Here is a 22,852-nt window from a genome sequence, read left to right as displayed (position 1 = left end):
AAACTTAAGTATCAAAATTTATCAAGAAACTTTTTTTCTTGTCGCTTTTTTAAAGCAGCACTTCCTCAGAAGCGCATGCAAATATAGCAGCTATTTTTGTAATTCAAAACTTTTTATAAAAAAAAGTCAAGTTTTTTTAGTGGCGGTCCAAAACCTTGCCTTTATACTTCAATAACTGACGCCTTAGCGATTCGGCGCACAAATCTACAGCTTCTTCAAAACTTTTGCAAGTTTCTTTAGCTAAAAGTACATTTCCAGGGACATTTAATTTAATCTCTACAACTTTATCCTGGATTTGCCCCGTTTTCTCGAGCTTCATGATTACATCTGCACTAACAATACGGTCCAAAAACGTACTCAACTTGCCTACCTTCTTGTCAATAAAGTCTAACAACTTGACGTCTGCATCAAAGTGAATTGATTGCGTTCTGATATCCATAGGCGTTTCTATTTTCAAAGTTTATAATGAAAAAGCTAGCTCCCTTGTGAAACCAACTTCTTTTGCTTCCTTTTACGGCCTTTCGGCTATTGAAAGTTGCAAATTCAATCAGGATTTTCCAAATTTTACTCTCTTTATTTTAACAATAAATTTCCCTTTAGTTTACTTAATCGCTTTAGTCGCTTATTATCAAGCCATTGTAATTTTAGCTGCGGCTACTGGCTTTCTTTGCGTTTTGCAGGGGGCAAGGCCCCCGTAGGCCTAGCGATGTGCAGCAGTGCCGCGCAGCGGCAGACCAAGGCCGTCAGGCCGCAGGGCCGAGCAGACCTGCGAGCTGCGGAACGTAGCGCCGACGAGCGTAGCGAGGCGGAGACCCCAAAACAGCAGCGAGCTGCGGAACGACAACAAGGCCTTTAGGCCGCAGTTCGACGACCAACGGGAGTAACCGCCGACGAGCGTAGCGAGGCGGAGGCCCCAAAGTAAAAAAGAGGAGCATTTGCCCCTCTCCTACCCCATTATATATATTAGAACGTCTGTACCAACTGATGCAAAGCCAAAAGTTGCTGCAAAAGGGTTTCTAGCTCGGCCAGCGGGACCATATTGGGCCCATCAGAGAGGGCTTGGCTAGGATTGGGATGGGTTTCGATGAAAAAAGCGCCAACCCCAATAGCGGCAGCCGCCTTGGCCATATAAGGTGCATAAGCGCCATTTCCGCCACTTTTGCCATTGGCTGCGCCGGGTTTTTGGACCGAATGGGTGGCATCCATGACCACAGGATAGCCCAACTCTTGCATTTCTAAAATGCCCGTATAATCGACCACCAAATTATTATAGCCAAAAGAGGTTCCTCGCTCCGTTAGCAACAACTGTTTGTTGCCAGCCGCCTCTAGTTTGCCGAGTACATGTTTCATATCGGGGCCAGAAAGAAATTGGGCCTTTTTGACATTGACAATTTTATTGGTTTTGGCAGCGGCCACCAACAAATCGGTTTGGCGGCAAAGAAAAGCGGGAATCTGCAAAATGTCGAGCACCTCAGCAGCGGGAGCCGCCTGGCTAGGCAAATGAATATCGCTCAAAATGGGCAAGCCAAACTCTTCTTTGATTTCGGCCAGCATTTGCAAGCCTTTTTCTAGACCTGGGCCCCGAAAAGAGCCGATAGAGCTGCGGTTGGCCTTATCAAAAGAAGCCTTAAAGACAATTTGCACCGGATATTTCTCTTGCAAGCGAACCAACTCTTGGGCCACTTCCTGCAATAATTCTTTAGATTCGATCACGCAAGGGCCTGCAATCAAGAGCAAGCGCTCGCTAATTTTATGATAATCAATCATTGTAATAATAATTTAGAACCAGCGCTTGTACCACTGCCGAAGCACATACAAGAACCAAATGAAATGAGGGTTGATATAAGCTTTGCTGTCTAAAAACTGCCGCAACATATTTTCTAAGACCGTTTGTTGCAGCCCAAAGCAATCGGCAAAGGCTTTATCTTGGGCTAAGGCTTCGAGATCGGGGCGGAGCAAACCACGCAGCCATTGCTCAATGGGGATTGAAAATCCCTGCTTGGGGCGTTCAATTAAGTCTTTGGGGACATAATCATACAGCAGCTGCCGCAACAAATATTTGCCTTGGCCCGAGCGAATTTTGAGCTCATCGGGCAAAGAAAGCGCAAAATCGAGCAGTTGATGGTCCAATAAGGGCTCTCGGCCCTCCAAAGCGACGGCCATCGTGGCCCGATCCACCTTAACCATAATATCGCCTTCTAGATAAGTAAGCAAATCTAAACTGCCCAAATAGCCAATATAGCGACCCGCTTGAGGCTTGAGCTCGCCTTGATAGCGAGGCGTGGGCGATCCAAATAAAGCCTGATGCTTTTCGGGCGAAATATAAGAAGAAGACTGATGGAAAAAAGCCTCCTGATCCTTGGCGCCCAAAGCAGCCACCAACTTCGGCCATTTGTTGCTAATGTTTTTATAGCCTTTGAGAATGGGCAATTTACTGGCATTCCGCTCTAACCAAAAGGGATTAATTTGGCCCATTAATGCAGCCGCCAAGGGGCGAAGGGGCCCCAATTTCTTTATTTTCGGATAAAAACGTTGACAGACCTCATATTTAGTGTAGCCGCCAAAAAGTTCATCACCTCCATCGGCCGAAAGGCTCACTTTGACCGATTGTTTGGCCATTTGAGCCACCAAATAAGTGGGAATGCCAGAGCTATCGCCAAAAGGCTCGTCATATAGTTCGGCCCAATTGGGAATCAGCTGCTCAAAATCTTCTGGTCCACAATAGAGCTCTTCATGCTGGCTGCCAATATGCTCCGCCACGGCCTTGGCCTGATTGGCCTCATTATATTCTTTATCCTTAAACCCAATGGTAAAAGTGCGCAGCTGTTGGGCCGATTGATCTTGCAGCAAAGCCGCCACAATGGAAGAATCTACTCCCCCCGACAAAAATACGCCCACGGGCACATCTGCCACCATCCGCAAGGCAAAAGATTGCCGCAACTCTTTCTCCAAAGCCGATTTGAGTTCCGCTTCTGAAGCAGCTGGAATTTCTGCGGCCGCATAGCGCTCCGCCAAAGACCAATAGGGATAAGTTTGCAGCTCGCCCTTTTGGTTGAGTTTGAGAAAATGTCCTCCTTTTAGCTTTTGGCAGCCCTTAAAAATGCAATAGGGCGCAGGAATATAGCCCTGCTGCAAATAGAGCGAAACCGCCTGAGGCGAAATTTCTTTGCGAAAACGAGGATGCTGATGAAAGGCCTTGAGCTCCGAGGCAAACAAAAAGAGCCCATCCTGATAATAATAGTAGAGCGGCTTTACCCCCAAACGATCCCGACAAATTAATAGCTCCTTATTGGCCTTATCCCAAACCGCAAAAGCAAACATACCATGAAAGCGATTGACGGCAGCCTCTCCCCATTCTTCTAGGGCCTGAAAAAGCACCTCCGTATCCGATTCTGTTTGAAAAGCACGGCCCAACAGCTCCAGCTCCTTGCGGATCTCCTGATAATTATAAATTTCCCCATTAAAAATCAGGGCCTTCTCTTTATAATAAAGCGGTTGGTTGCCGGCGGGGCTCAAATCAATAATGGACAAGCGGCGATGGCCTAGGGCCAGGCCCGTTTCCGCATCTAAAAAAGCGCCGCCATAATCGGGTCCACCATGCTGCAGACTATCTCGCATTTTTTGCAAAACCGCCTGAGGGTCATAAGTAGGGCTAGAAAAATCCCAAAATCCGCTAAGTCTACACATATATATAAGGGGCTATTTTTTGGGGCTTCCCCTTCGGCCCTTTGGGCCTTCGGGTCGGGCTGTGTCGGGGCTCGCTATTCGCTCGGCCCTGCAGTTTTTTTCGCTTTGCTCAAAAAACTTGGGTCTGCGGCTTCGCCGCCCCCCTATCCATCCCTAAGCCTGCGGCGGCTTCGCCGCCTGTCTGACCTAAAATTGGTCCAAAACATGCTAAAATTTGGCGTAAAACAGCTGCTTTTAGCAAAGGAAAAGGCCGGGCGGCTGTTGGCCTAGCGCTGCGCAGCCGTGGCCCGCAGGGCCAGACCCAAGCCGCCGAAGGCGGCTGCAGGGCCGAGCAGAGAGCGAGCGGCGCAGCATAGCGGCGGCCAAGCCAGGCATTGCCTGGCTTGGCCGCAGGCCCCAAATTCATCTTAAAAAGAGGCTAAAAAATCTAGAGGTCGATGCCTTCTAGAAGGAACTGACCATCTTCACGGAGATGAACTTCAAACTCTCGGCCATCTTTGGCAGAAGTGAGTTCAAACTCGAAGCTGAGGTCGCCATTGCTATAGTGCACCCAAGTGCAGGCATCTACGCTATGGTCGGGATAAAGTTCTGCTAGCACATCACGTACTGATTTTGGTGCTTCTGGACCTTCAATTTCGGTAAGAAGGTGGTGGCCCGTAACGGTAATTTCCACCTCATACTCATGGCCATTCAGTTCAAAATCGGCTTCATAGATTTTGCCGGGCACTTCCCAGCTCCATTCTACTTGGCAGAGGTCTACATTAGGGTAAAGGCCTCTAAAAACGCGAAGGATATCATTTGGAACAAAAAAATCTTGCATAATCGATTAATTTTAGGCCATTTCTTTTTGGCCATAATGCGTGAGATAATCTTTTTGGCCGGCGGTAATCACCTCGAAAGCTTCTTCTTGGCCATATTCCTGAGTAATTTCCACCTTAGGGGCTTGTTTGCCGAGGGTATCGGGATGCTCCTTATAGGTAAGGAAATAATGTTTGATGCGTTTGATAAGTTTTTCGGGTAGATCGCTCATTTCCTGAATATCGCCATAAGTAGAGTCGCCTTTCAGGACCGCAACAATTTTGTCATCGGCTTCGCCGCCATCGATCATGCGGAAACCGCCAACGGGAATCGCTTCTAAGAGGAGGTCGCCATGCGGGACTTTGCGGTCGGTGAGAACCACAATATCGATAGGATCGCCATCGCCTTCAATATTGCTTAGGCCAGATTGCTTCATGCAATAATTGGCGCAAGCCTCGGCAGAATAAGTTTGAGGAATAAAGCCGTATAGGGCGGGCAGAATATTAGAAAACTTATTGGGGCGGTCGATCATGAGATAGCCGCTTTCCTTATCTACTTCATACTTCATTTCGTCTCCGGGTACTACCTCGATAAAGCAGGTCACCAATTCGGGAGCTTTCTTACCGGCAGAGATGCCGTGCCATGGGTGGGCTTTGTATTTCATTTTCTCTATAAGTTATAATAATTGCTTTGTGGCGGGGCCACACATTAAATTTTCTTTAGAATCTGGTTATCGAGCAAGCGCACACCATCGATACGGACCGTAGCGCAGGCGACCGCAAAGTTAGTATTTTCTAGGGACTTTAGCGGCTGCAAATTATAGCCATCTACAATTTCGAAGTAGTCAATTTCTTGGATGCCTGCTGCTTGCAAGCTTTTTTGGGCTTGTTCGACTAGGTTTTTGGCCTGAGTTTCCTTTTCGCTAGCGGATTGCATAGCTTGTAGCGATTGGTAGAGAGCGGGGGCCAGGGCACGGCCTTGAGGGCTGAGGCGCACATTTCGGGAGCTCATAGCCAGGCCATCTTTTTCGCGGACGATTGGAGCGCAGTGCAGCTCTACGGGCAGCTCTAATTCTCTAATCATCTTGCCCACGATAGCATACTGTTGAAAATCCTTTTGGCCCATATAAAGGGCTTTGGGTTGGCAGAGTTCTAGGAGGCGGTAGACCACCTCTACCACCCCTTTGAAGTGGCCGGGGCGATGGGCCCCTTCCATAGGAAGGTCTAGGCCATCTAGGGGCACCACTGGGGCGCTCCAATTGCTGGGATAGACCTCTTTTACGGGGGGTAAAAAAAGCAGGTCGCAACCTATGGCTTCTAGGGCGGCAATATCTTTTTCTATGGGGCGGGGATAGGCGTCTAGGTCTTTGGGGTCATTAAATTGGGTGGGATTAACAAAGATAGAGCAGAGGGCTAGGCCCTGTTCTTCTTTGGCCTGTTGGAGGAGGCTAAGGTGGCCCTGATGCAGGGCGCCCATAGTGGGCACAAAGCCCCAGCTTTTGTTGGCGGCCTTCCAATTGTTTAGAGCTGCTTGCAAGGCAGATCGACTTTTACAAACCAGCATAATTTTCTTGCTTAAAAAACCTACAAACTCCTATGTACAAAGCGCTTGACCGATAGGAATCTGCCAATAAATTCGGAAAAGTCGGTTTTTTTTTGTAATTTTGCAAACGCTTTGAAGTTCGATTTCAAAGAAAATTTTCTTTTAACTATATACATATAAGGTCTATGGCTGATAAAAAAAGAATCTTGGTTGTGAGCCAGGCGTTCAAGCCCTACACAACTGCGTCGGAGATTGCGGAGATTGCTCGTCAGTACACTCAATACATTCAGGAGCAGGGTGCGGAATTGCGCATTTTGATGCCTCGATATGGATTGATCAACGAGCGTCGCCACCGTTTGCATGAGGTGGTCCGTCTCTCTGGTATGAACATTAACGTCAGTGATGAAGACTACCCTCTACTTATTAAAGTTGCCTCTTTGCCTGGTACACGTATGCAGGTATATTTTTTGGACAATGACGACTTTTTCAAGCGCAAGCAATTGTTCTTGGACAAGGACGAGCAGCCTTTTGAGGATAACATGAGCCGCATGACCTTCTTTTGCAAGGGGGTAATTGAAACGGTTAAGAAATTTGGTTGGGCGCCTGACCTAATTCATTGCCATGGCTGGATGAGCAGTTTATTGCCTGCTTACCTCAAGAATCATTATAAGAACGAGCCTATTTTTCAAGATAGCCAGTTGGTTTACTCTGCTTATCCTGTAGAGGAGAAAGTACAGACGGCTTTGGCTGAGCAGTTTGCTCAGGTAGCTACTGAAAACCAATTGAGTGAAGAAGAGCAGGCTGCTTATATGCCTGAGGGCCAATTGGACCTCAATGCTGGGGCGATTGCCTATGCCGATGCCTTTACGGCGCCGGAGGAGATGATGCAAAAGAGTGATAAATCGAGCTTTTGCTGTGGGGTAGAAAAAGATGCAGAGGCATGGGGCAAGCAATGGGATTTTTTCCAGGAATTGCTTAATCCTGTAGAAGAAAACGCCTAGTCGTTTGCCAAGACTCTAATTTATTTGGAGCAATAAAAAGCGCTTATCAATTTATTGATGAGCGCTTTTTTTGTTTTTGGCCCCACACTTTTGGCCTAAGGGGCGTTGCTAAGGGAGAGCTCCCCTTTTGGCGGCCTACAGGCGGCGAAGCCGCCGCAGGCTTAGGGATGGATAGCAGTGGCCCGCAGGGCCAGACCGAGGCGCTTTGCGCCGAAGGGCCGAGCAGACCTGCGAGCTGCGACACAGCCCGGCCCGACCGCAGGGAGGGAAAGCCCCTAAAAATCAAGCTATTGATCTCAATAAGCCGCTCAGTTATATAAAAGCTAGAGAAAGCTAAATACTATTTTGTACCTTTGTGACCGCTTAGCGGCCTTGGCCTCTCTAGCATTGAATCACCGCCCGATATGGGCCTTGTAGTCTAAACGTTTATGCAAATTAGAACCCTCTTTTTTTGGAGCAGCCTTTTTTTTCTAGCTGCTTGTAGCAAACCTAGCGAATTAGGTCTTTCTTTAGTAGAGCAAGACCCTGCCAATATTATTTATACCGACAGTTTGAGTCTGGACCTACAAACGGTATTGACCGATCCGCTCACGAGCTCGGCTCGGACGCGTTGGATTTGCGGCAGTTATCTGGACCCTATTTTTGGTAAAACGGAGGCTGGGGTTTATGCCAACTTTCGCTTGACCAGTAGCAATGCCAGTTTTCCCAATGCTAGTTTTGATTCTTTGGTGCTCAGTTTGGCCTATGATTCGGTAGGGCATTATGGTGGAAACATTAGCCAATTGGGGGTTCAGGAGTGGCAGGTTTATCGTTTGACAGAAGACATTGACCCCGATGAAGACTATAGCGCTGATGCTGAATTTTTGACAGGCGATTTGTTGGCTGACTTTAGCTTTATTCCTAAGGTGAATGAGCCTGTGAGTGTAGATGATGCGGCCCTTGACCCTCAGTTGCGCATTCGCTTGGCCGATTCTTTGGGCCAATACCTCATGCAGCCCGACTCTGCTATTTATAGTAGTAATAGTGCTTTTAAAGAAGCCTTTAAGGGCGTATATATTCGCCCAAAAACCAATGGACAGCAATCGGCTATTCTGCGTTTCTTATCAGAGAGTGCCTATTCTAAGCTGACGCTTTATTATACAGATTCTGCGGGGGTGGCCCAAAGCTACGACTACCTGATGGATGATGATGCCGAATCTGTTTTGAACATTAGCCATGATTATAGCAATACGACTGTACTTCAAAATAATAGCAGCGATAGCATCGTTTACCTTCAGGGAATGAACGGTCTAGGCGTTCGCCTAGCCTTTCCGCATCTGGCTAACTTAGGCGCTATTATTGTAAATAAAGCGGAACTAGTCATTCAACTAGCCGAAGAGCAGGATCGAAATTTTCCCGCCCCAGATCAACTTTTTTGTTTAGAGAAAACGAGTACTGATGGTTACCTATTGATTGATGATGTGACCAGTTCTGTCAATCGTAACCCAAGCGACCCTTTCCGCCTCTTTGGTGGATTGTTGAGCTATGAGGGAGATCAAGCCTATTTTGCCATGAATTTATCTGAATACCTGCAACGCCTAGTTGATCAGGAAACAGAGGAGGCAGCACTTTATATTCAAACGGCTGCTATTACGGATACCGAGCGTATGCGTATTGGAAATGGGCAGGCGAGTAGCCTTCAGGCCAAACTCTTCTTAACCTACACCAAAATCGATTAAATTATGTGTGGAATTGTTGCCTACATTGGAGAGCGTCAGGCTTTCCCTATCCTTATTAAAGGGCTTCAGCGCCTAGAGTACCGTGGCTATGATAGTGCCGGCGTGGCACTTTTTAATCCTGCCGAAGGGGAAACAGAGATTAAGGTTTATAAACGACAGGGAAAGGTCAAGGAATTGCTTGATTTTTCTACCGGAAAAAGCACCCAAGCCAATATTGGTATTGGACATACTCGCTGGGCAACGCATGGCGCACCCAACCACATCAATGCGCACCCCCATATTTCGGGCAACAAGCAGCTGGCTATTATTCATAATGGAATTATTGAAAACTACGATAGCCTTCGGATGGCCCTAGAAAAAGAAGGGCATGAGTTTGAGTCGGAAACCGATACAGAGGTTTTGATTCATCTCATTGAAGAGATTCAGAAAAAAGAGGCCGTTTCTATTGAAGATGCGGTAAGAATGTCGCTTAGCCGAGTCATTGGCGCTTATGCGATTGTGATTATTGATAAAACAGCTCCCGACCGCATTATTGCCGCCCGAAAAGGTAGCCCGATGGTGCTTGGCTTGGGCGAATCTGGCGAGTTTTTTATCGCCTCTGATGCGTCTCCAATTGTAGAGTATACCAAGAATGTGGTTTATCTCAATGATGAGGAAATTCTAATTGCTCGCGATAATGGCGAGTTTGTGATTAAAACTATTGGCAATGAGGTCCAAACGCCTTTTATCCAATATCTCGAAATGGAAATTGACACCATCGAGAAGGGCGGTTTTGACCACTATATGCTCAAAGAGATTTATCAGCAACCCAAAACTATTGCCGATGCTATGCGTGGGCGCATCAATGCCAAGCAAGGCATTATTACTTTGGGGGGAATCAATGAGTTTGAAAACCGCTTTTTGAATGCCGACCGCATTATTATTGCCGCCTGTGGTACTTCTTGGATTGCTGGCCTGATTGGCGAACACCTTTTTGAAGACCTGGCCCGCATTCCAACCGAAGTAGAATACGCTTCGGAGTTCCGCTACCGCAACCCGATTATCAAAAATAATGATATCGTTTTGGCCATCTCTCAATCTGGAGAAACGGCCGATACCATTGCCGCTCTAGAATTGGCCCGCGACCGCGATGCCCTGCTCTACGGTATTTGTAATGTGGTGGGCTCTTCTATTGCCCGAATGACGGATGCTGGCTCTTATATTCATGCTGGTCCAGAAATTGGCGTGGCTTCTACCAAGGCCTTTACTGGCCAACTGGTGCTGCTTACTTTGATGGCCCTACAGCTAGCCCGCAAGAAGGGCACGATCTCTAGCTCTTACTTTTTCCAACTCCTCAATGAGCTAGAAAATATTCCTAGTAAGGTGGAAAGCCTGCTGCAAAATGATGCTAAAATCAAGTATGTGGCGCAGGAAATTAAGGATGCCAATAATGCCCTCTACCTAGGCCGTGGCTATAATTTCCCCGTGGCCCTAGAAGGTGCACTCAAACTCAAAGAAATTTCTTATATTCACGCAGAGGGCTATCCCGCAGCCGAAATGAAGCACGGTCCTATCGCCCTTATCGATGAAAATATGCCCGTAATCGTGGTGGCCTCCAATGATAGCACCCGCGAAAAGGTCATTAGCAATATTCAGGAAGTCAAGGCCCGCAAAGGGAAGGTCATCGCCATTATCAAGGAAGGCGATCAGGCCATTGAGAAATTGGTCGATTATGCCATCGAAATTCCAGATACCGAGGAGCCACTCTCTCCCCTACTTTCTGTTATCCCCCTGCAGTTGCTGGCTTATCATATTGCTATTTTGCGCAACTGTAATGTAGACCAGCCCCGTAATCTTGCCAAATCTGTTACTGTAGAATAGTCTCCTTTTTTGGGGCCTCCCGCAGCCCTTTTTTTGGGGCTGCGGGCGCTACCTTTCGCAGCTCGCAAGTCTGCTCGGCCCTGCGGCGCCTTTGGCGCCTAGGTCTGCCGCCTGCGGCGGCCCTGCTACAGATCGCTAGTCCGTTCGGCCTAACGGCCGTGGCGGCTTCGCCGCCCCATACTACCGCAAAGGACCAATTTGGCCCCTTGCATTCCTTTGTACACAGAACACTATTTATGCAACATCCACCTACTTATCATACTGAAAAAGAGCCCATTCTCGTGCGTGAGTTTGGCCGAAATATGCAAGCCATGATTCTTCATGCCAAAGCCATTGAAGATGCAGAAGAACGACAGGCCGCTATAGAACATATTGTCAAGTTGATTATCAATATGTATCCCGACCCACAAAGAAGCACCGAAGATTACCGCATCAAAATTTGGTCGCATATTTTGCAAATTTGCAATTATGAGCTAGAGGTTGATATTCCCGAGGAGGTCCCTCGCAAAAAGGAAAAGATCAAGCCCGATGCTATCCCCTACCCCGAAAACAATCTCCGCTATCGCCAATACGGCCGTGGCATTCCGCAGATGATTGAGAAAGCGATTGCTATGGAGGATGAGGATAAGAAAGCAGACTTTACCCGTATTATTGCTGCCTTTATGAAGCAGGCCTATAATAAATTTAATCAGGGGCATGCCACCAATGAGCTCATTGCCGATGAGCTGCATCGTTTGAGCAAAGGAGAGCTAAGCATTTCGCCCAAGGTCTACTTAGACTTTCTCAAGCCTAAATATCGACGCAACAATTATTATAAGAAGAACAATAAATACCAAAACAAGCGGCAGTATAACAACCGCCGCTAGGGCAAAGCAAAAGGGCCTCGCTAGATGTAGCGAGGCCCTTTTTTAGGTCCTACAGGCGGCGAAGCCGCCGCAGGCTGAGGGATGGACAGCAGGGCCGCCGAAGGCGGCAGACCAAAGCGGCGCAGCCGCTGCAGGGCCGAGCAGACCTGCGAGCTGCGACACAGCCCGACCCGCCTAAAAGGCGGGGCAGCCCCAAAAAAGCTTAAAGATCTTCTCCGCCCATAGTTTTCCAGAGGACCTCTGTTTCTAGATCGTCTAGGCCGTACATTTTGGCGGTGAGTACATGTAGTTCCCAGCGGCCTTCATGGCCTTCCACCTGCCAATCGTGCAGATTTTCTAGGGCTGGGCTATACTCCTTAAAGGCTTGCGGGATTGGAAAATGCTCAATTTGGCGACGCAAAACCTTAATTGAATTAAAGAGTCGTTGATAGAGAAAGCTAGCCACAGGCGAGTTGAGAAAGGCGCAAAGGGCCTTAATAGACAGCCGGCGGTCGGGCACAATAAAATTGATACTATTGAGCAGCAAACTGCCTTTAAAATCGGCCACCACCTTTAATTCTTTAGAGATAAAGCGGTAGCAAATTTTGGGTTGGCGATAGAGCTGCAGAGGGGCTACCTGCTGTAGTTTTGCGGGTTCAAATCGGATGAACTTGCGGGGGGCATCAAAGGCGAAGGGTTGTAACTCTTTGCCTGTATAAATAGGTTCTAGGCCTGGGGCCGGTTCATTTTTGAGGTGGGCCTTATTATTTCCGGTAACAATACCGAGGCCAAAAGTGCTATCGCCTTGGGCCAGGGTAAAAGAAGGGCGGTCCAGAATCTTTTGAAGAATTTGGAGTTCGGCCTTAGTTTCTAGGGCTGGGGGGCGGAAATAATTTTGGGCCAATAGCTCAAAGGGGATTTCCATAGACTGGCCCTCTCTTTCGAGTTGGAGTTGGCGTTTTCCTCTTTGGAGTTCTAGGCGAATCACGCTAGACATCACCCCTTTAAAGGCTTTTCCAAAAAAGCGGATAGCAATTTTGTATTGGCGTTCAAAGAGAATTTCTCGAATACCTTTGTGGGCATCTACATAGAGTAGAGACTCGGGCAGGATAAAAATCAGGCGGCTATTTTGGCGGCTACCGGCTTGGCTGCCTCTTTTGAGTTTGCCTAAGGCATTGAAAACTGCGATACTAAACGACTCTGGGCTTTTGAGTTCGGGATAAGTTTTGCGTAACTCCTTCTTGCGTTTTTTGTCCAATTTGGCGCCCCAGGGAGGATTAGTAATAATATAATCGAATCGTTCTTGGGGTTGTTCCTCTAGCACATCCATTACTTCGGTATGGACCAGCTCGTCGATACGTTGAAAAAAGAGGGCAAAATTGACCTTAGCGATGCGGAGAGCGAGGCTATCTACATCTCGGAGGTGGATAAGAGAGGGGGCGTGTGCACGGTCCAAGACATGGAGTAGAATAGTTCCGGTTCCGCTACAGGGGTCGAGCACAGAAGCGGTAGCGGGCAGCACAATATCCTCGACCAATTCGGCGGGGGTAAAGAAAGCGCCCAGCTTAGCTTTTTCGCTCAGGCTGCGCATAGATTCGTAGATTACCCCCATAAAGTCGGGTTCTTTTTCGGGCACAGTTAGGCCGAGCAGATCTCTTTGGAGGGGGTCTAAATCTTGGGGTAGGTGTTGTTCATCTAGCCAAGTTTGCAGGAAGAGCGTAAACTCATCTGAGTTAGAGCTGAGTTGACTATTGGCCCAATCCATTTTGATGAGTTGAGCATCATCAAGGGCCTTAATAGAGAGGCAACACATGAGTGCATCTACCGAAAGCTGGTGGCGTTCGGAGAGTTGGAGTAGCCATTCGACCAAAAGCTTACTTTCGGCATAGCTTAGGGTTCCGGTTACGATTTGCAATTCATGTTTATGGCTGCGGTTCACTCTACTTTTCAGTTTGTTTGTGGCTTGTATCTGGCTCATGATATCCTCTATCGTTCTGGGGCTATATCCTTCTTGGCCTTTTTGGTAATCGGGTAGCAAGCCGGTTCTAATCCAGTTGCTAATGGTTGAGTTACAGACGCCAAGGGAAGAACTCAACTCTTGTTTGCTAATCAACATAGGTGCTTTTGGCTAAGGCGAGTAAATGTAGACAAGTTTTATAGTTGCGGCTACTACAGGGCATTTTTAGTTGTCGTTCCCAATAGTTGTTGGCTCGTTTTGAGCGGCCGTAGCCATTGGGATAATAGAGAAATAACATTCCTTTTCGCCACTCCCATTTTTCTACTTCATCGCTGGGCTTTTGCTGGCCTTGATAATCAGCAGATTTGAGAAGACAAAGATAAGATTTTTCTAAGGCCTGCTCTTGAAATGGCCGATTTTCTATGGCAGAAATATAATCTTCTACAGTTCGGGCCAAGACAGTGGGAGCATCTTGCATTTTGCTTTGGAGCAATTTTTCTAGTTGGTCTTCTAATGCTTTGGGGGAGGTTGCTGTTGTTTTGAGCAAAACATTACCGGTTTGCAGGTAGCTTTTTACGGCTTGATAGTCTCCGCTTTCGGCTAGCCAGCTTTGGAGCGACTTCATGGGCAATTTGCGTTTGCCGCCGACATTGATTCCTCTTAGAAAAACGATATAGCTCTTCAATTTATGCTAATTTATTAATTCTCAATCGATTAGGCAATTTACGTAACTTTTTTATTTTCAGTTAGTTAACTGCGGTTGGCAATATATTAATTGTTTTTTGATTCTACCTAATTTTTTTCTCCCTTTGCTCAAGTTTTCTATTTCGGCCGGGCGTTATTTGGCCCAGCGCTGCGGAGTGGGTGGCCGCAGGCCAGACCCAGCGGGCGAAGCCCGCGCAGGGCCGAGCAGGCTTGCGAGCCCCGCAGCATAGCGGCGGCCGACCTAGGCGAAGCCTAGCTGGCCGCGGGCCCCAAAAACAGCAAAAAATCAATCGACTAAACGCAGGAGGATGCCTCCGAAGCGGCCTTCATGGATGAGGCAAAGTTGTTTATTGATATAGCAATAATATTGGCTACGGCCTTGGTCTTTTTTGAGGACTTCGCCTTTTGGGCCGAGGGTTTCGAGGACCAAGCCTTTATTTAGGCCTTGATTGTAGAAGCGGAGGCTTTGGCCGGCTTCATTTTGGGCTTTGGCTTGGCAGTTTTTGCAGATCCTTTTGGGGTAGCGGGGATTATAGGGCAGGGCTTGTTGGCAAATTGGGCAAAACTGCTTGAAGCAGCTGCTTGAAAGGCTGGGGTCGAAGCAAAGATTTTCCCATTGTTGGAGCAGGAAATAGTCGCTACTATTTAGGTTTTGGCTTTGGCGCAATTGGTTACCTAATTGGACAATCCATTGGCAGAGGAAGAGTGGTCGTTCGATATGGTCTAGGCAATGATGGCAGGGGCGATAATAGAGAAAAAAGAGGCCGGCGGCATTCCAGAACCACCAAAAATCCTCTAGGCTGTCAAATTTTTGGCAGAGTTGGCCATCTTCATCTTCTAACTCTAGGGCGGTATATTTTGACCAAAGTCGGAAGATTTTATTTTCCTCATCGACATAGCTAAGTAAGAGCAAGCATGGACTTTCTTTCATTTTTTGGGCCTGCAGCTGGCTCAGTTCGGTCAAACTAAGGCTTTGGGATTTATTTTTTAGGCTTCGTTCTTTTCGGAGTTGTTTGAGCAAGAGGCTTTCGGCTTCTTTTTCTTCAAAAGCGAGGCGTTGGCGTTGCATGAGCAACTGCATATTTTCGGTTTTAAAGAGTTTTTCCTCATAATAGTCGCCGGTTTCGGACCAGATTCTTTCTACTTGCAAAAGGAAAATGCCTTTAGGGTCTTGCCATTCTTTGCGTTTATACTCAAAGCGGGGGCGCCAATCCTTGGGTGCTAATAAGCGAGTAGACTTTTGGTCTAGCAAAAAGACCTTATTGGGTAGGCTATAGCCCTCTCCTTTTTCATTGAGGCGGTATCGCCTTCGAGCCTGCAACAGAAGTACAGTCAGTCCAGAGGATGCATCTACAAACTCCTGACTGAGTTGCCAATTTTTGTCATCGGTTAAGCAATAGGCCCAGGCGTGTAATTTGGACTTAATTGCCTTAGGGGGGGAAGGCGATTGCTCGATTAATTTTATCATTGAAAAGGGTTTAGCTAGCCTTTGGGGATGGCCGCAATGAGTTCTTGGGTATAAGCTTCTTGGGGGTTTTCATAAATTTGTCGACTACTGCCTGATTCTACAATTTTTCCGTTTTGCATAACGAGCAGGCGGTCGGCCATAAACTTGACCACAGAGAGGTCATGAGAGATAAAGATATAGCTCAATTGGTACTGTTCTTTTAGGTCCAGCAATAAATTGAGGACCTGTGCCTGCACCGAGACATCTAGGGCAGACACCGACTCATCGCAAACAATCAGGCGGGGTTGCAGGGCCAAAGCCCGAGCGATACAGATTCGTTGGCGTTGTCCACCAGAAAACTCATGGGGGTAGCGATTATATTGATCGGCAGAAAGTCCGACTTGTTCCAGCAGTTCCTCCACGCGTTTTCGACGTTCTCGTTTAGAGGACAAAATGCCGTGCATACGCATAGGTTCTTCAATAGCTACTCCAATTTTTTGTCTGGGATTGAGTGCGGCTAGGGGATCTTGAAAAATGATTTGCATTTGTGGGCGCAGCTGACGCAACTTTTTAGGCGATAGTGTTCGGAGATCTTGCCCATCAAAGCAAAGCTTATCGGCTTGACAATCTTGTAGGCGCAGCAAACTGCGGCCCAGGGTAGTTTTTCCAGAGCCCGACTCCCCGACCAAGCCCAGGACCTCGCCGGGATATAAAGAAAAGGACACCCCATCAACGGCTTTAAGGTAGCTTTTGGTACGGCCAAAGAAAGTTCGTTGCTTAGGGAAATAGGTCCTTAGGTTTTCCACCTCTAAAAGCGGCTGAACGCTAGGTACTTGATAAGTAGGGGCTGGCTTAGCGAGCGCTTTTCGGGCGGCTTTGGCTGAGCTATATTTGGGGGGGGCTCCCATAAAATCGGCCACAGTAGGTAGGCGGCTGAGCCAACTATCTAGGGGGGGGTGGCAGGCCAGCAGGCTTCTTGTATAAGGTGATTTGGGAGATTCATAAATCTCTGAGATAGGTCCTTCCTCCATTCGTTTAGCCTGATACATCACCAGAACTCGGTCGGCAATTTCGGCTAGAACGGCCAAATCGTGCGTAACAAAAATAACGGCCATATCTAGCTCCTTTTGCAACTGCTTAATCAGGGCCAAGATAGACTTTTGGACCGAGACATCTAGGGCTGTTGTGGGTTCATCGGCAATTAGAATTTTAGGGCGGCCGGCCAAGGCCATAGCAATCATTAGGCGTTGTTTTTGGCCCCCAGATAATTGATGTGGATAAGCTGCAAAAATGCGTTCACTATCATCCAAACGTACTTTTTCCAATAGGGCCAAGGCTCGAGCTTTGGCGGCCTTGGCCTCCTTTTTTTCTTCTTTGGGAATAGCTTCTATCAATTGTTCGCCACAAGAAATAACGGGATTTAAAGAGCTCATGGGCTCCTGAAAAATCATGGCGATTTCCTTGCCTCGGATCTTCCGCATTTCGGCATCTTTCAGTTGTAGAAGGTCTAGCTCTTCCTCTCCTTTTCGATAAATAATTTGTCCGGCTACATACTGTGCTGCTGGCCTGGCCAGCAGCCTTAGTGCGGCCAAACAGCTCACTGATTTGCCAGAGCCTGATTCTCCGACAATGCCCAACAACTCTCCAGAACGCAGCTGAAAGCTCAGCTGGTCCACGGCTCGAACAGCAGGCATATCGCCCTGTTTAAAGTCTATTGTCAAGCCCTTATACGCTAACAAAACGGCCATAATATGATACGGATTTAGTCCATCAACTTACGGCAGTTTGCCAAGTTAAACAAACTTATGCTTTATATTTTTGGGGCATCGAGGCCCTTTCTATAATCTCCAGCGCTTTGCATTCTGCAAACAAAAAGGCCAGCCCTAAGGTAGGACTGGCCAGTAGAATTCTATCTTAACTATCACTAATTATTGAGGTAAGGCAAGGCCTTTTTCCTCATAGAAGGCTTGTACTTCCGCATAGCACTCATGTCGAGGCTGTTTTAAGATTTGCGCAGCAAGCGCCTGCATGCGCTCTTCCTTTCCTAATTGATAACTAATCAAAAGGAGCTGAAAGTCCTTGAGCTGCATTAGGCGCATTTTATCCTCTTCTTGAGGAAAAGCCAAGAGCATAGCCTCAGCCTTCTCCAGTTCTTTACCTGTTTTGATACTACTAAACCCAAAGGCCAACTGCATTTTAAGATCCTTAGCTTGTAGTTCAGCCAAAGACAACTGAGCCATTAGCTCTACAATAGCCGCATAATCTTTATCTCGGTATTTCTGGGCAATCAATGCTTGGCTAGCCTCTAGAGCTTCTCCTCGGGTAAAGCTATACAAAGGAGCGGCTGGCAAGCTAGCAAAATAGCGATCTTCTTGGGGCAGCAGCTGATAAAGGCTATAGCTCAGGCCAAACAACAAAAGTACAGAAGCGGCCAGTTGCCAAAACTTAAAGTTAGGCAAGAAAAAGACCTTGGCGGCCGGTTTTTCTTCTGCCAACTCCTCTTCAGCATCCCAGCTTTTCATATCGGCCAATAAGCTGTCTGCAGCCAAACCATCCAAGCCCTTAAAGAGCATCTCATAATCTTCATACTCCTCCTTGGGCATGGTCTCCGCTAACTGCTCAGCGGTTTGGCGATCTTCTGTCGTCATCTCATAGTTGAGGACCAGCTTTTCAATCAGCTCTAGTTTTTTCTCTTCTGTGATCATTATTAGGGGCGTTTTACTACTAGCAAATATAGGGGGGCTAGCAGTTAGTGAAGCTTATCTTTAAAAGACTGCGCAATCTCCCGGAGCTTCTTCATGCAAATCGATTTTCGCTTGCGTACAACTCGATCGTCAGAGTATTGCATTTGCTCGACAATCTCAGCTAAGCTATAATTTTTATAAAAAATAAGATTGAGCAACTTTTGGCAAGAAGGACTAATGCGACTTAGTAAACTCCTTACTATCTTTTTACGATGCTCATCTTCGTAATGTTCCAAAATAGAGGTATCAACAGAACTAGACTCCCCATCTACATTTAACCAAAATTCGGTATCCTGAGTAGACAACTTGTCTCTTTGCTGATTCCTGAAAGATTCCTTGCGCAAACGCTTAGATATAGCCAGTAAATAAGTATGTAGCTGACAAGTCAGCTTCGTTAATTTACCTTTCTGCACATTATCTACAAAAACAAGAAAACATTCATGATAGTACTCACTGACCTCCGCTTCTTTTTGCATAAAAATTTTACAAGCTGCAGGTACAAACTTTTTCTTGTTCTCCAGATATATCTGCTTTATTACTTTATCGTCTCTCAACCGAATCGCTTCAAGCAATGGAGCGTTCTCTTTACTTTTATCTTTAGACATTTATGCCAAAATTTTGGTTTTTGTTACCTCAAAAATCGAAAAATTACCCCCCAATAGCAAAAAAACAACTTAAACCACTCATTTACAAACTATTATACTCAATGTTTATTTTGCCAAAAATTGATAAAATAATGAGTGAGCTAGCCAATAACTCGGATATAAGCCTCTATTGGCTAGACTGCTTTTAGGCTTTTTTTGACGGGCTGCCCAAAATAATTACCCAAAATAATAGGCAAACAGAAAGGGGGGCCTAGTTCACTAAGCTAGTTCGTTTTTTCAATACATTCTATAGGTTAACTCGCTTGCTCTTCTTTTTCTCCGCCCTCAAAATGGAGAAAACACTATATAGCCCTGTTAAGAGGTTGTACTGCAATATAACAAAAGTTAAATTTAACTGTTTTTATGGCCTATAAAGGCATTTCAGTCGAAAAAAATTCAGTTTCTATTTTCAAATTTTATTTTTGCTTAACTAAAAAGCAAAACACAACACTAACATACATGTATTTTACACACCTTATTTCTTAATTGACATATCTCATGATGAAGCTAAAACAATGGGGCTTTGCCCTAGGGTTGCTCCTAATGGGAGTAGCCGCCTGCAAAACCTCTACTAAAGTAAAAGGTGGGCTCTCCTCTAATGACGAGCAACAAAATAGCCCCGCCAAAGATACTAGCTCGCCCTTGAGCGGATTAGGCGGTATCTCGGCCAATACCAACACCGTAGAAGAAAAGGCTAGCGGTATGGAAGCCGCTCTCCCTTTTGACGAAAGTATCCGCACAGGCCAACTAGAAAACGGTATGCGCTACTATCTGCGCAAAAATGCCAAACCCGAAAACCGCATCGAATTACGCCTAGCTATCGATGCCGGCTCTATGCAAGAGGAAGATAGCCAAAGAGGCCTGGCCCACTTTGTAGAGCATATGTGCTTTAATGGTACCGCCAACTTCAAAAAGAATGAGTTGGTTGACTTCCTAGAAAAAACAGGGGTCCGCTTTGGTGCCGACCTTAACGCCTATACTTCTTTCGATGAAACGGTCTATATGCTCCAACTCCCTACCGATAAGGAAGGCTTGGTCGATAAAGGACTTGTCGTTATGCAAGATTGGGCCTCAGCAGTCTCTTTTGAAGAAGAAGAAATTGATAAGGAAAGAGGCGTTATTCTCTCAGAATGGAGAACCCGCCTCGGCGCCGACGAACGTATGCGCCAGGTCTACTGGCCCAAACTTTTCTATAATTCTCGCTATGCTAATCGCCTACCTATCGGGACTACAGAGGTGATCCAAAATGCCCCCTACGAACGCCTCACGACCTTCTACAAGGATTGGTACCGCCCCAATCTTATGGCCCTTATCGTGGTCGGCGATATCGACCTCGATGAGATCGAAGCCAAAATCAAAACGAATTTTTCTAAAATGGAAAATCCCGAAAACCCCAAAGAGAAAAAACTTTTTGAGGTCCCCGGCCATAAGGAAACTTTCGTCTCTGTAGCTACCGATAAAGAAGCCACGAATGTGAGCTTCCAAATGATCCATAAACATGCTCCCAAAAGCATCAAGACCCTAGACGATTTTAGAACCTCTATTACGCACCAACTCTATAATATCATGCTTAATGCTCGCTACAAGGAGCTAAGCCAAGACCCCAAAGCCCCTTTCCTCTACGCAGGTTCTGGCTATGGCAATTATGTGCGTAATTCCGATGCCTATTTTATCCAAGCTGCCGCCAAAGAAAATAGTATCGAAGAGGCTATCGCCCTAGTCCTACGCGAACAAAAACGTGTACTAGAACACGGCTTTACCGATACCGAACTAGAACGGGCCAAAGCCGAATATCTCAATTATGTAGAACAAGCCTACCGCAAACGCGATAAGGTGACTTCAGCCTCTATCGCCAGCGAATGTGTGAGCCACTTCCTCCAAGATGCCCCCCTATTCGGTATCGAAAAGGAACTACAGTTGGTCAAGGAGTTTCTCCCTAGCATTAAGCTTAAGGAAATGAATGCCCTGCCCAAGGCTTGGATCACTAAGGAAAACCGCACGGCTATCCTTACCGCCCCAGCCAAAGAGGGCCTCAAAATCCCAACTGAAGACCGCATCCGCGAACTTCTAGCCGAAAACGAAAAGATTGAAGTGGAAGCCTATAAGGATAAGTTCCTCGATATGCCACTGCTCGAAAAAGCCCCAAAAGCAGGTAAGGTAACGGCCCAAAAAGAAGTGAAGGAGAAAGAACTCAATATTACCGAATGGACGCTCTCTAACGGCGCTAAAGTAATCTTGAAACCCACCGACTTTGAAGGCGACCAAATTATGCTGCAAGCCTATAACCCCGGTGGCCACTCTATCTATGATGTCAAGGATTTCCTTACGGCTTCTAGCGCCGCCGAATTGATCGACCGCTCTGGCGTTGGCCAGTTTGACCTTATCGCCCTAGAAAAAAAATTGACCGCCAAAACAGTCAGCATTAGCCCCTATATCAGCGAACTGAGCGAGGGCTTCTCTGGCCGCTCTTCTACCGCCGATTTCGAAACGATGCTCAAATTGCTTTATCTCTATGCTACCCAAAGCCGCCTAGACAAAAACGCCTATGAAGCTTATCTGGAAGAGGCCATAGAACAAAGCCGTAACGCCCTGTCTAACCCCCAACAGTATTTCTTCAACGAGTACCAAAAGGCCCTTAGCCAAAATCACCCCCGCCGCCCTGGCCTCCTCTCTGAGGAGCAAATCCGTAGCATCGATATGAAACGTGCTCACGAGATTTATAAGGAACGCTTCGCCGATTTTAGCGACTTTACTTTTGTCCTCGTCGGTAACTTTAAACCCGAAGAGATTAAAGGACAGGTGGAGCAGTATATCGCTAGCCTCCCTAGCACCAACCGCAAGGAGAATTATAAAGACCCTGAGGTGAAGTTCCCCACTAAGGGAATGACCAAAAACCTGAAGAAAGGGCTCGCTCCTCAGTCTAATGTGATTCTATCTTTTGCCCAAGAGGTCAATTGGTCGGCTCAAGAGGCCTTTAAGCTAGATGCCGCAATTAGCGTCCTGAGCATCATGGTCCGAGAAAACCTCCGCGAAGATAAAGGGGGGGTCTATAGCCCATTTGTAGGCGGTGGCATGAGCCGCGAACCCAAGGGAACTAGCCAGATTATTGTCTTCTTCCAATGCGCTCCCGATGATGTGGAGGTCCTCGTAGAAGCCGTTAAAGAAGAAGTGGCCAAGCTCCAAAAAAATGGCCCCTCTGAGGAAAATCTCGAAAAGGTCCGCGAAACTAAACGCCGTGGCCTAGAAACTTCGCTCAAAGAGAACCGCTTCTGGATCGGCCAATTGCTCAATAAATATCGCTTCAATGAAAATCCCTTGAGCATTTTCGACAAAGAAAAAATGATCGAAGATCTCAAAGCAGATGATATCAAAAAGGCCATGAACCAATATGCCGATATCGAAAAAGCATTGATCCTAACTATCAAACCCGAAAAAGAGGTGGATAACGAACGCCCCTAATCTTTTTTTGACGCTTGTCTAAAGGTCTAGTCCATTAAGGGCTAGGCCTTTTTTGTTTTTTTGGGGCCTCCCGCCTTCGGCGGGCGCTACGCTTCAGGGCTCGCAGGTCTGCTCGGCCCTGCGGCCTGACGGCCTTGGTCTGCGGCTTCGCCGCCCCCTTTCGCATCGCTAGGCCAGTCGCTTCGCTCCTTCTAAACGCAGAAATTTAATCTTGCTCCTTATGTGTCTGTTTAAAATGTTGTGTCTGCCCCTTTCCTGCGCCTAAGGACAAGCCCCTAGGCTAGCTTTTTTAGACAGCCCTCTAAAGAGGGCCTTTGGATAAGGTTTTTCTCTGCGATAACAACTGAACAAGGCCTTATATATCAGCAGTTGAGGCCCTTGTCAGGGCTGACTCCATTGGATTAGCCTAAGGGCTCGTCCCTAGGCGATGATTGGCAAAACCCTA

17 protein-coding genes are annotated in these 22,852 nt (G+C 46.9%); 5 read left to right on the top strand and 12 right to left on the bottom strand.

What is annotated here, in order from left to right; translation table 11 throughout:
* Positions 1 to 136: 136 nt before the first annotated feature.
* From hpf to panC, 6 genes are all read right to left on the bottom strand, one after another.
* Positions 137 to 439, bottom strand: a complete 303-nt coding sequence (gene hpf / locus OP864_RS09120; RefSeq protein WP_015692646.1) for a ribosome hibernation-promoting factor, HPF/YfiA family — start codon at positions 437 to 439, stop codon at positions 137 to 139.
* 524 nt (positions 440 to 963) lie between these two features.
* Positions 964 to 1,767, bottom strand: coding sequence for a 3-deoxy-8-phosphooctulonate synthase (kdsA, locus tag OP864_RS09115; protein ID WP_270097904.1), 804 nt, complete (start codon positions 1,765 to 1,767; stop codon positions 964 to 966).
* Between the two features lie 12 nt (positions 1,768 to 1,779).
* Positions 1,780 to 3,687 (bottom strand): asparagine synthase (glutamine-hydrolyzing), encoded by a 1,908-nt coding sequence (gene asnB, locus OP864_RS09110; protein WP_270097903.1) that lies wholly within the window; start codon positions 3,685 to 3,687, stop codon positions 1,780 to 1,782.
* A gap of 427 nt (positions 3,688 to 4,114) precedes the next feature.
* On the bottom strand, positions 4,115 to 4,507 hold the full coding sequence (locus tag OP864_RS09105) for a hypothetical protein (protein WP_015692641.1): 393 nt from the start codon (positions 4,505 to 4,507) through the stop codon (positions 4,115 to 4,117).
* Positions 4,508 to 4,519: 12 nt separating this feature from the next.
* The gene (locus OP864_RS09100) at positions 4,520 to 5,149 is read right to left on the bottom strand and encodes an inorganic pyrophosphatase (protein WP_015692640.1); all 630 of its coding nucleotides are present in this window, start codon (positions 5,147 to 5,149) and stop codon (positions 4,520 to 4,522) included.
* Between the two features lie 44 nt (positions 5,150 to 5,193).
* Positions 5,194 to 6,048, bottom strand: a complete 855-nt coding sequence (gene panC, locus OP864_RS09095) for a pantoate--beta-alanine ligase (RefSeq protein ID WP_270097902.1) — start codon at positions 6,046 to 6,048, stop codon at positions 5,194 to 5,196.
* Between the two features lie 164 nt (positions 6,049 to 6,212).
* Here panC and OP864_RS09090 point away from each other — a divergent pair, with 164 nt between their 5' ends.
* The 4 genes from OP864_RS09090 (at position 6,213) to OP864_RS09075 (ending at position 11,472) form a co-directional block, all read left to right on the top strand.
* Complete coding sequence (locus OP864_RS09090; protein ID WP_270097901.1) at positions 6,213 to 7,028, top strand: glycogen/starch synthase; 816 nt, start codon at positions 6,213 to 6,215, stop codon at positions 7,026 to 7,028.
* Between the two features lie 428 nt (positions 7,029 to 7,456).
* On the top strand, positions 7,457 to 8,746 hold the full coding sequence (locus OP864_RS09085; RefSeq protein WP_270097900.1) for a DUF4270 family protein: 1,290 nt from the start codon (positions 7,457 to 7,459) through the stop codon (positions 8,744 to 8,746).
* Positions 8,747 to 8,749: 3 nt separating this feature from the next.
* Positions 8,750 to 10,606, top strand: coding sequence for a glutamine--fructose-6-phosphate transaminase (isomerizing) (gene glmS / locus OP864_RS09080; RefSeq protein ID WP_270097899.1), 1,857 nt, complete (start codon positions 8,750 to 8,752; stop codon positions 10,604 to 10,606).
* A 236-nt stretch (positions 10,607 to 10,842) separates the two neighbouring features.
* On the top strand, positions 10,843 to 11,472 hold the full coding sequence (locus OP864_RS09075; protein WP_270097898.1) for a DUF4290 domain-containing protein: 630 nt from the start codon (positions 10,843 to 10,845) through the stop codon (positions 11,470 to 11,472).
* A gap of 202 nt (positions 11,473 to 11,674) precedes the next feature.
* Here the strand turns inward: OP864_RS09075 and OP864_RS09070 are convergent, their stop codons facing one another.
* The 6 genes from OP864_RS09070 to OP864_RS09045 all read right to left on the bottom strand — a co-directional run bounded on the left by OP864_RS09070 (position 11,675) and on the right by OP864_RS09045 (position 18,909).
* A complete protein-coding gene (locus tag OP864_RS09070) occupies positions 11,675 to 13,567 on the bottom strand; it encodes an N-6 DNA methylase family protein (protein ID WP_270097897.1) in 1,893 nt (630 codons plus the stop codon).
* Positions 13,557 to 14,093 carry a DUF1697 domain-containing protein gene (locus OP864_RS09065; RefSeq protein WP_015692633.1) on the bottom strand — a complete coding sequence of 179 codons (537 nt, stop codon included), beginning with the start codon at positions 14,091 to 14,093 and terminating at the stop codon, positions 13,557 to 13,559. Before OP864_RS09065 ends, OP864_RS09070 begins: the two co-directional genes overlap by 11 nt.
* Positions 14,094 to 14,399: 306 nt before the next feature.
* Positions 14,400 to 15,581, bottom strand: coding sequence for a hypothetical protein (locus OP864_RS09060; RefSeq protein ID WP_270097896.1), 1,182 nt, complete (start codon positions 15,579 to 15,581; stop codon positions 14,400 to 14,402).
* Positions 15,582 to 15,595: 14 nt separating this feature from the next.
* Positions 15,596 to 17,308 carry an ABC transporter ATP-binding protein gene (locus OP864_RS09055; RefSeq protein WP_270097895.1) on the bottom strand — a complete coding sequence of 571 codons (1,713 nt, stop codon included), beginning with the start codon at positions 17,306 to 17,308 and terminating at the stop codon, positions 15,596 to 15,598.
* Positions 17,309 to 17,488: 180 nt separating this feature from the next.
* Positions 17,489 to 18,265: a hypothetical protein gene (locus OP864_RS09050; RefSeq protein ID WP_270097894.1), complete on the bottom strand. Its 777-nt coding sequence runs from the start codon at positions 18,263 to 18,265 to the stop codon at positions 17,489 to 17,491.
* A 44-nt stretch (positions 18,266 to 18,309) separates the two neighbouring features.
* Positions 18,310 to 18,909, bottom strand: coding sequence for an RNA polymerase sigma factor (locus OP864_RS09045; protein ID WP_270097893.1), 600 nt, complete (start codon positions 18,907 to 18,909; stop codon positions 18,310 to 18,312).
* Positions 18,910 to 19,446: 537 nt separating this feature from the next.
* On the opposite strand from OP864_RS09045, the gene OP864_RS09040 reads away from it, so the two are divergent.
* Positions 19,447 to 22,407, top strand: coding sequence for a M16 family metallopeptidase (locus OP864_RS09040; protein ID WP_270097892.1), 2,961 nt, complete (start codon positions 19,447 to 19,449; stop codon positions 22,405 to 22,407).
* The last annotated feature ends 445 nt before the right edge of the window (positions 22,408 to 22,852 follow it).

This window comes from Saprospira grandis, from assembly GCF_027594745.1.
Taxonomy (GTDB): Bacteria; Bacteroidota; Bacteroidia; order Chitinophagales; family Saprospiraceae; genus Saprospira; species Saprospira grandis.
This window is presented reverse-complemented; position numbering and strand designations above follow the sequence as displayed.

Bases quoted from the DNA above. Each gene is read 5' to 3' on its own strand.
- OP864_RS09090 (WP_270097901.1), top strand. From the start codon at position 6,213: ATGGCTGATAAAAAAAGAATCTTGGTTGTGAGCCAGGCGTTCAAGCCC.
- OP864_RS09105 (WP_015692641.1), bottom strand. From the start codon at position 4,507: ATGCAAGATTTTTTTGTTCCAAATGATATCCTTCGCGTTTTTAGAGGC.
- panC (WP_270097902.1), bottom strand. From the start codon at position 6,048: ATGCTGGTTTGTAAAAGTCGATCTGCCTTGCAAGCAGCTCTAAACAAT.
- OP864_RS09075 (WP_270097898.1), top strand. From the start codon at position 10,843: ATGCAACATCCACCTACTTATCATACTGAAAAAGAGCCCATTCTCGTG.
- OP864_RS09060 (WP_270097896.1), bottom strand. From the start codon at position 15,581: ATGATAAAATTAATCGAGCAATCGCCTTCCCCCCCTAAGGCAATTAAG.
- OP864_RS09045 (WP_270097893.1), bottom strand. From the start codon at position 18,909: ATGTCTAAAGATAAAAGTAAAGAGAACGCTCCATTGCTTGAAGCGATT.
- OP864_RS09050 (WP_270097894.1), bottom strand. From the start codon at position 18,265: ATGATCACAGAAGAGAAAAAACTAGAGCTGATTGAAAAGCTGGTCCTC.
- OP864_RS09055 (WP_270097895.1), bottom strand. From the start codon at position 17,308: ATGGCCGTTTTGTTAGCGTATAAGGGCTTGACAATAGACTTTAAACAG.
- kdsA (WP_270097904.1), bottom strand. From the start codon at position 1,767: ATGATTGATTATCATAAAATTAGCGAGCGCTTGCTCTTGATTGCAGGC.
- hpf (WP_015692646.1), bottom strand. From the start codon at position 439: ATGGATATCAGAACGCAATCAATTCACTTTGATGCAGACGTCAAGTTG.
- OP864_RS09040 (WP_270097892.1), top strand. From the start codon at position 19,447: ATGATGAAGCTAAAACAATGGGGCTTTGCCCTAGGGTTGCTCCTAATG.
- asnB (WP_270097903.1), bottom strand. From the start codon at position 3,687: ATGTGTAGACTTAGCGGATTTTGGGATTTTTCTAGCCCTACTTATGAC.
- OP864_RS09070 (WP_270097897.1), bottom strand. From the start codon at position 13,567: ATGTTGATTAGCAAACAAGAGTTGAGTTCTTCCCTTGGCGTCTGTAAC.
- glmS (WP_270097899.1), top strand. From the start codon at position 8,750: ATGTGTGGAATTGTTGCCTACATTGGAGAGCGTCAGGCTTTCCCTATC.
- OP864_RS09085 (WP_270097900.1), top strand. From the start codon at position 7,457: ATGCAAATTAGAACCCTCTTTTTTTGGAGCAGCCTTTTTTTTCTAGCT.
- OP864_RS09100 (WP_015692640.1), bottom strand. From the start codon at position 5,149: ATGAAATACAAAGCCCACCCATGGCACGGCATCTCTGCCGGTAAGAAA.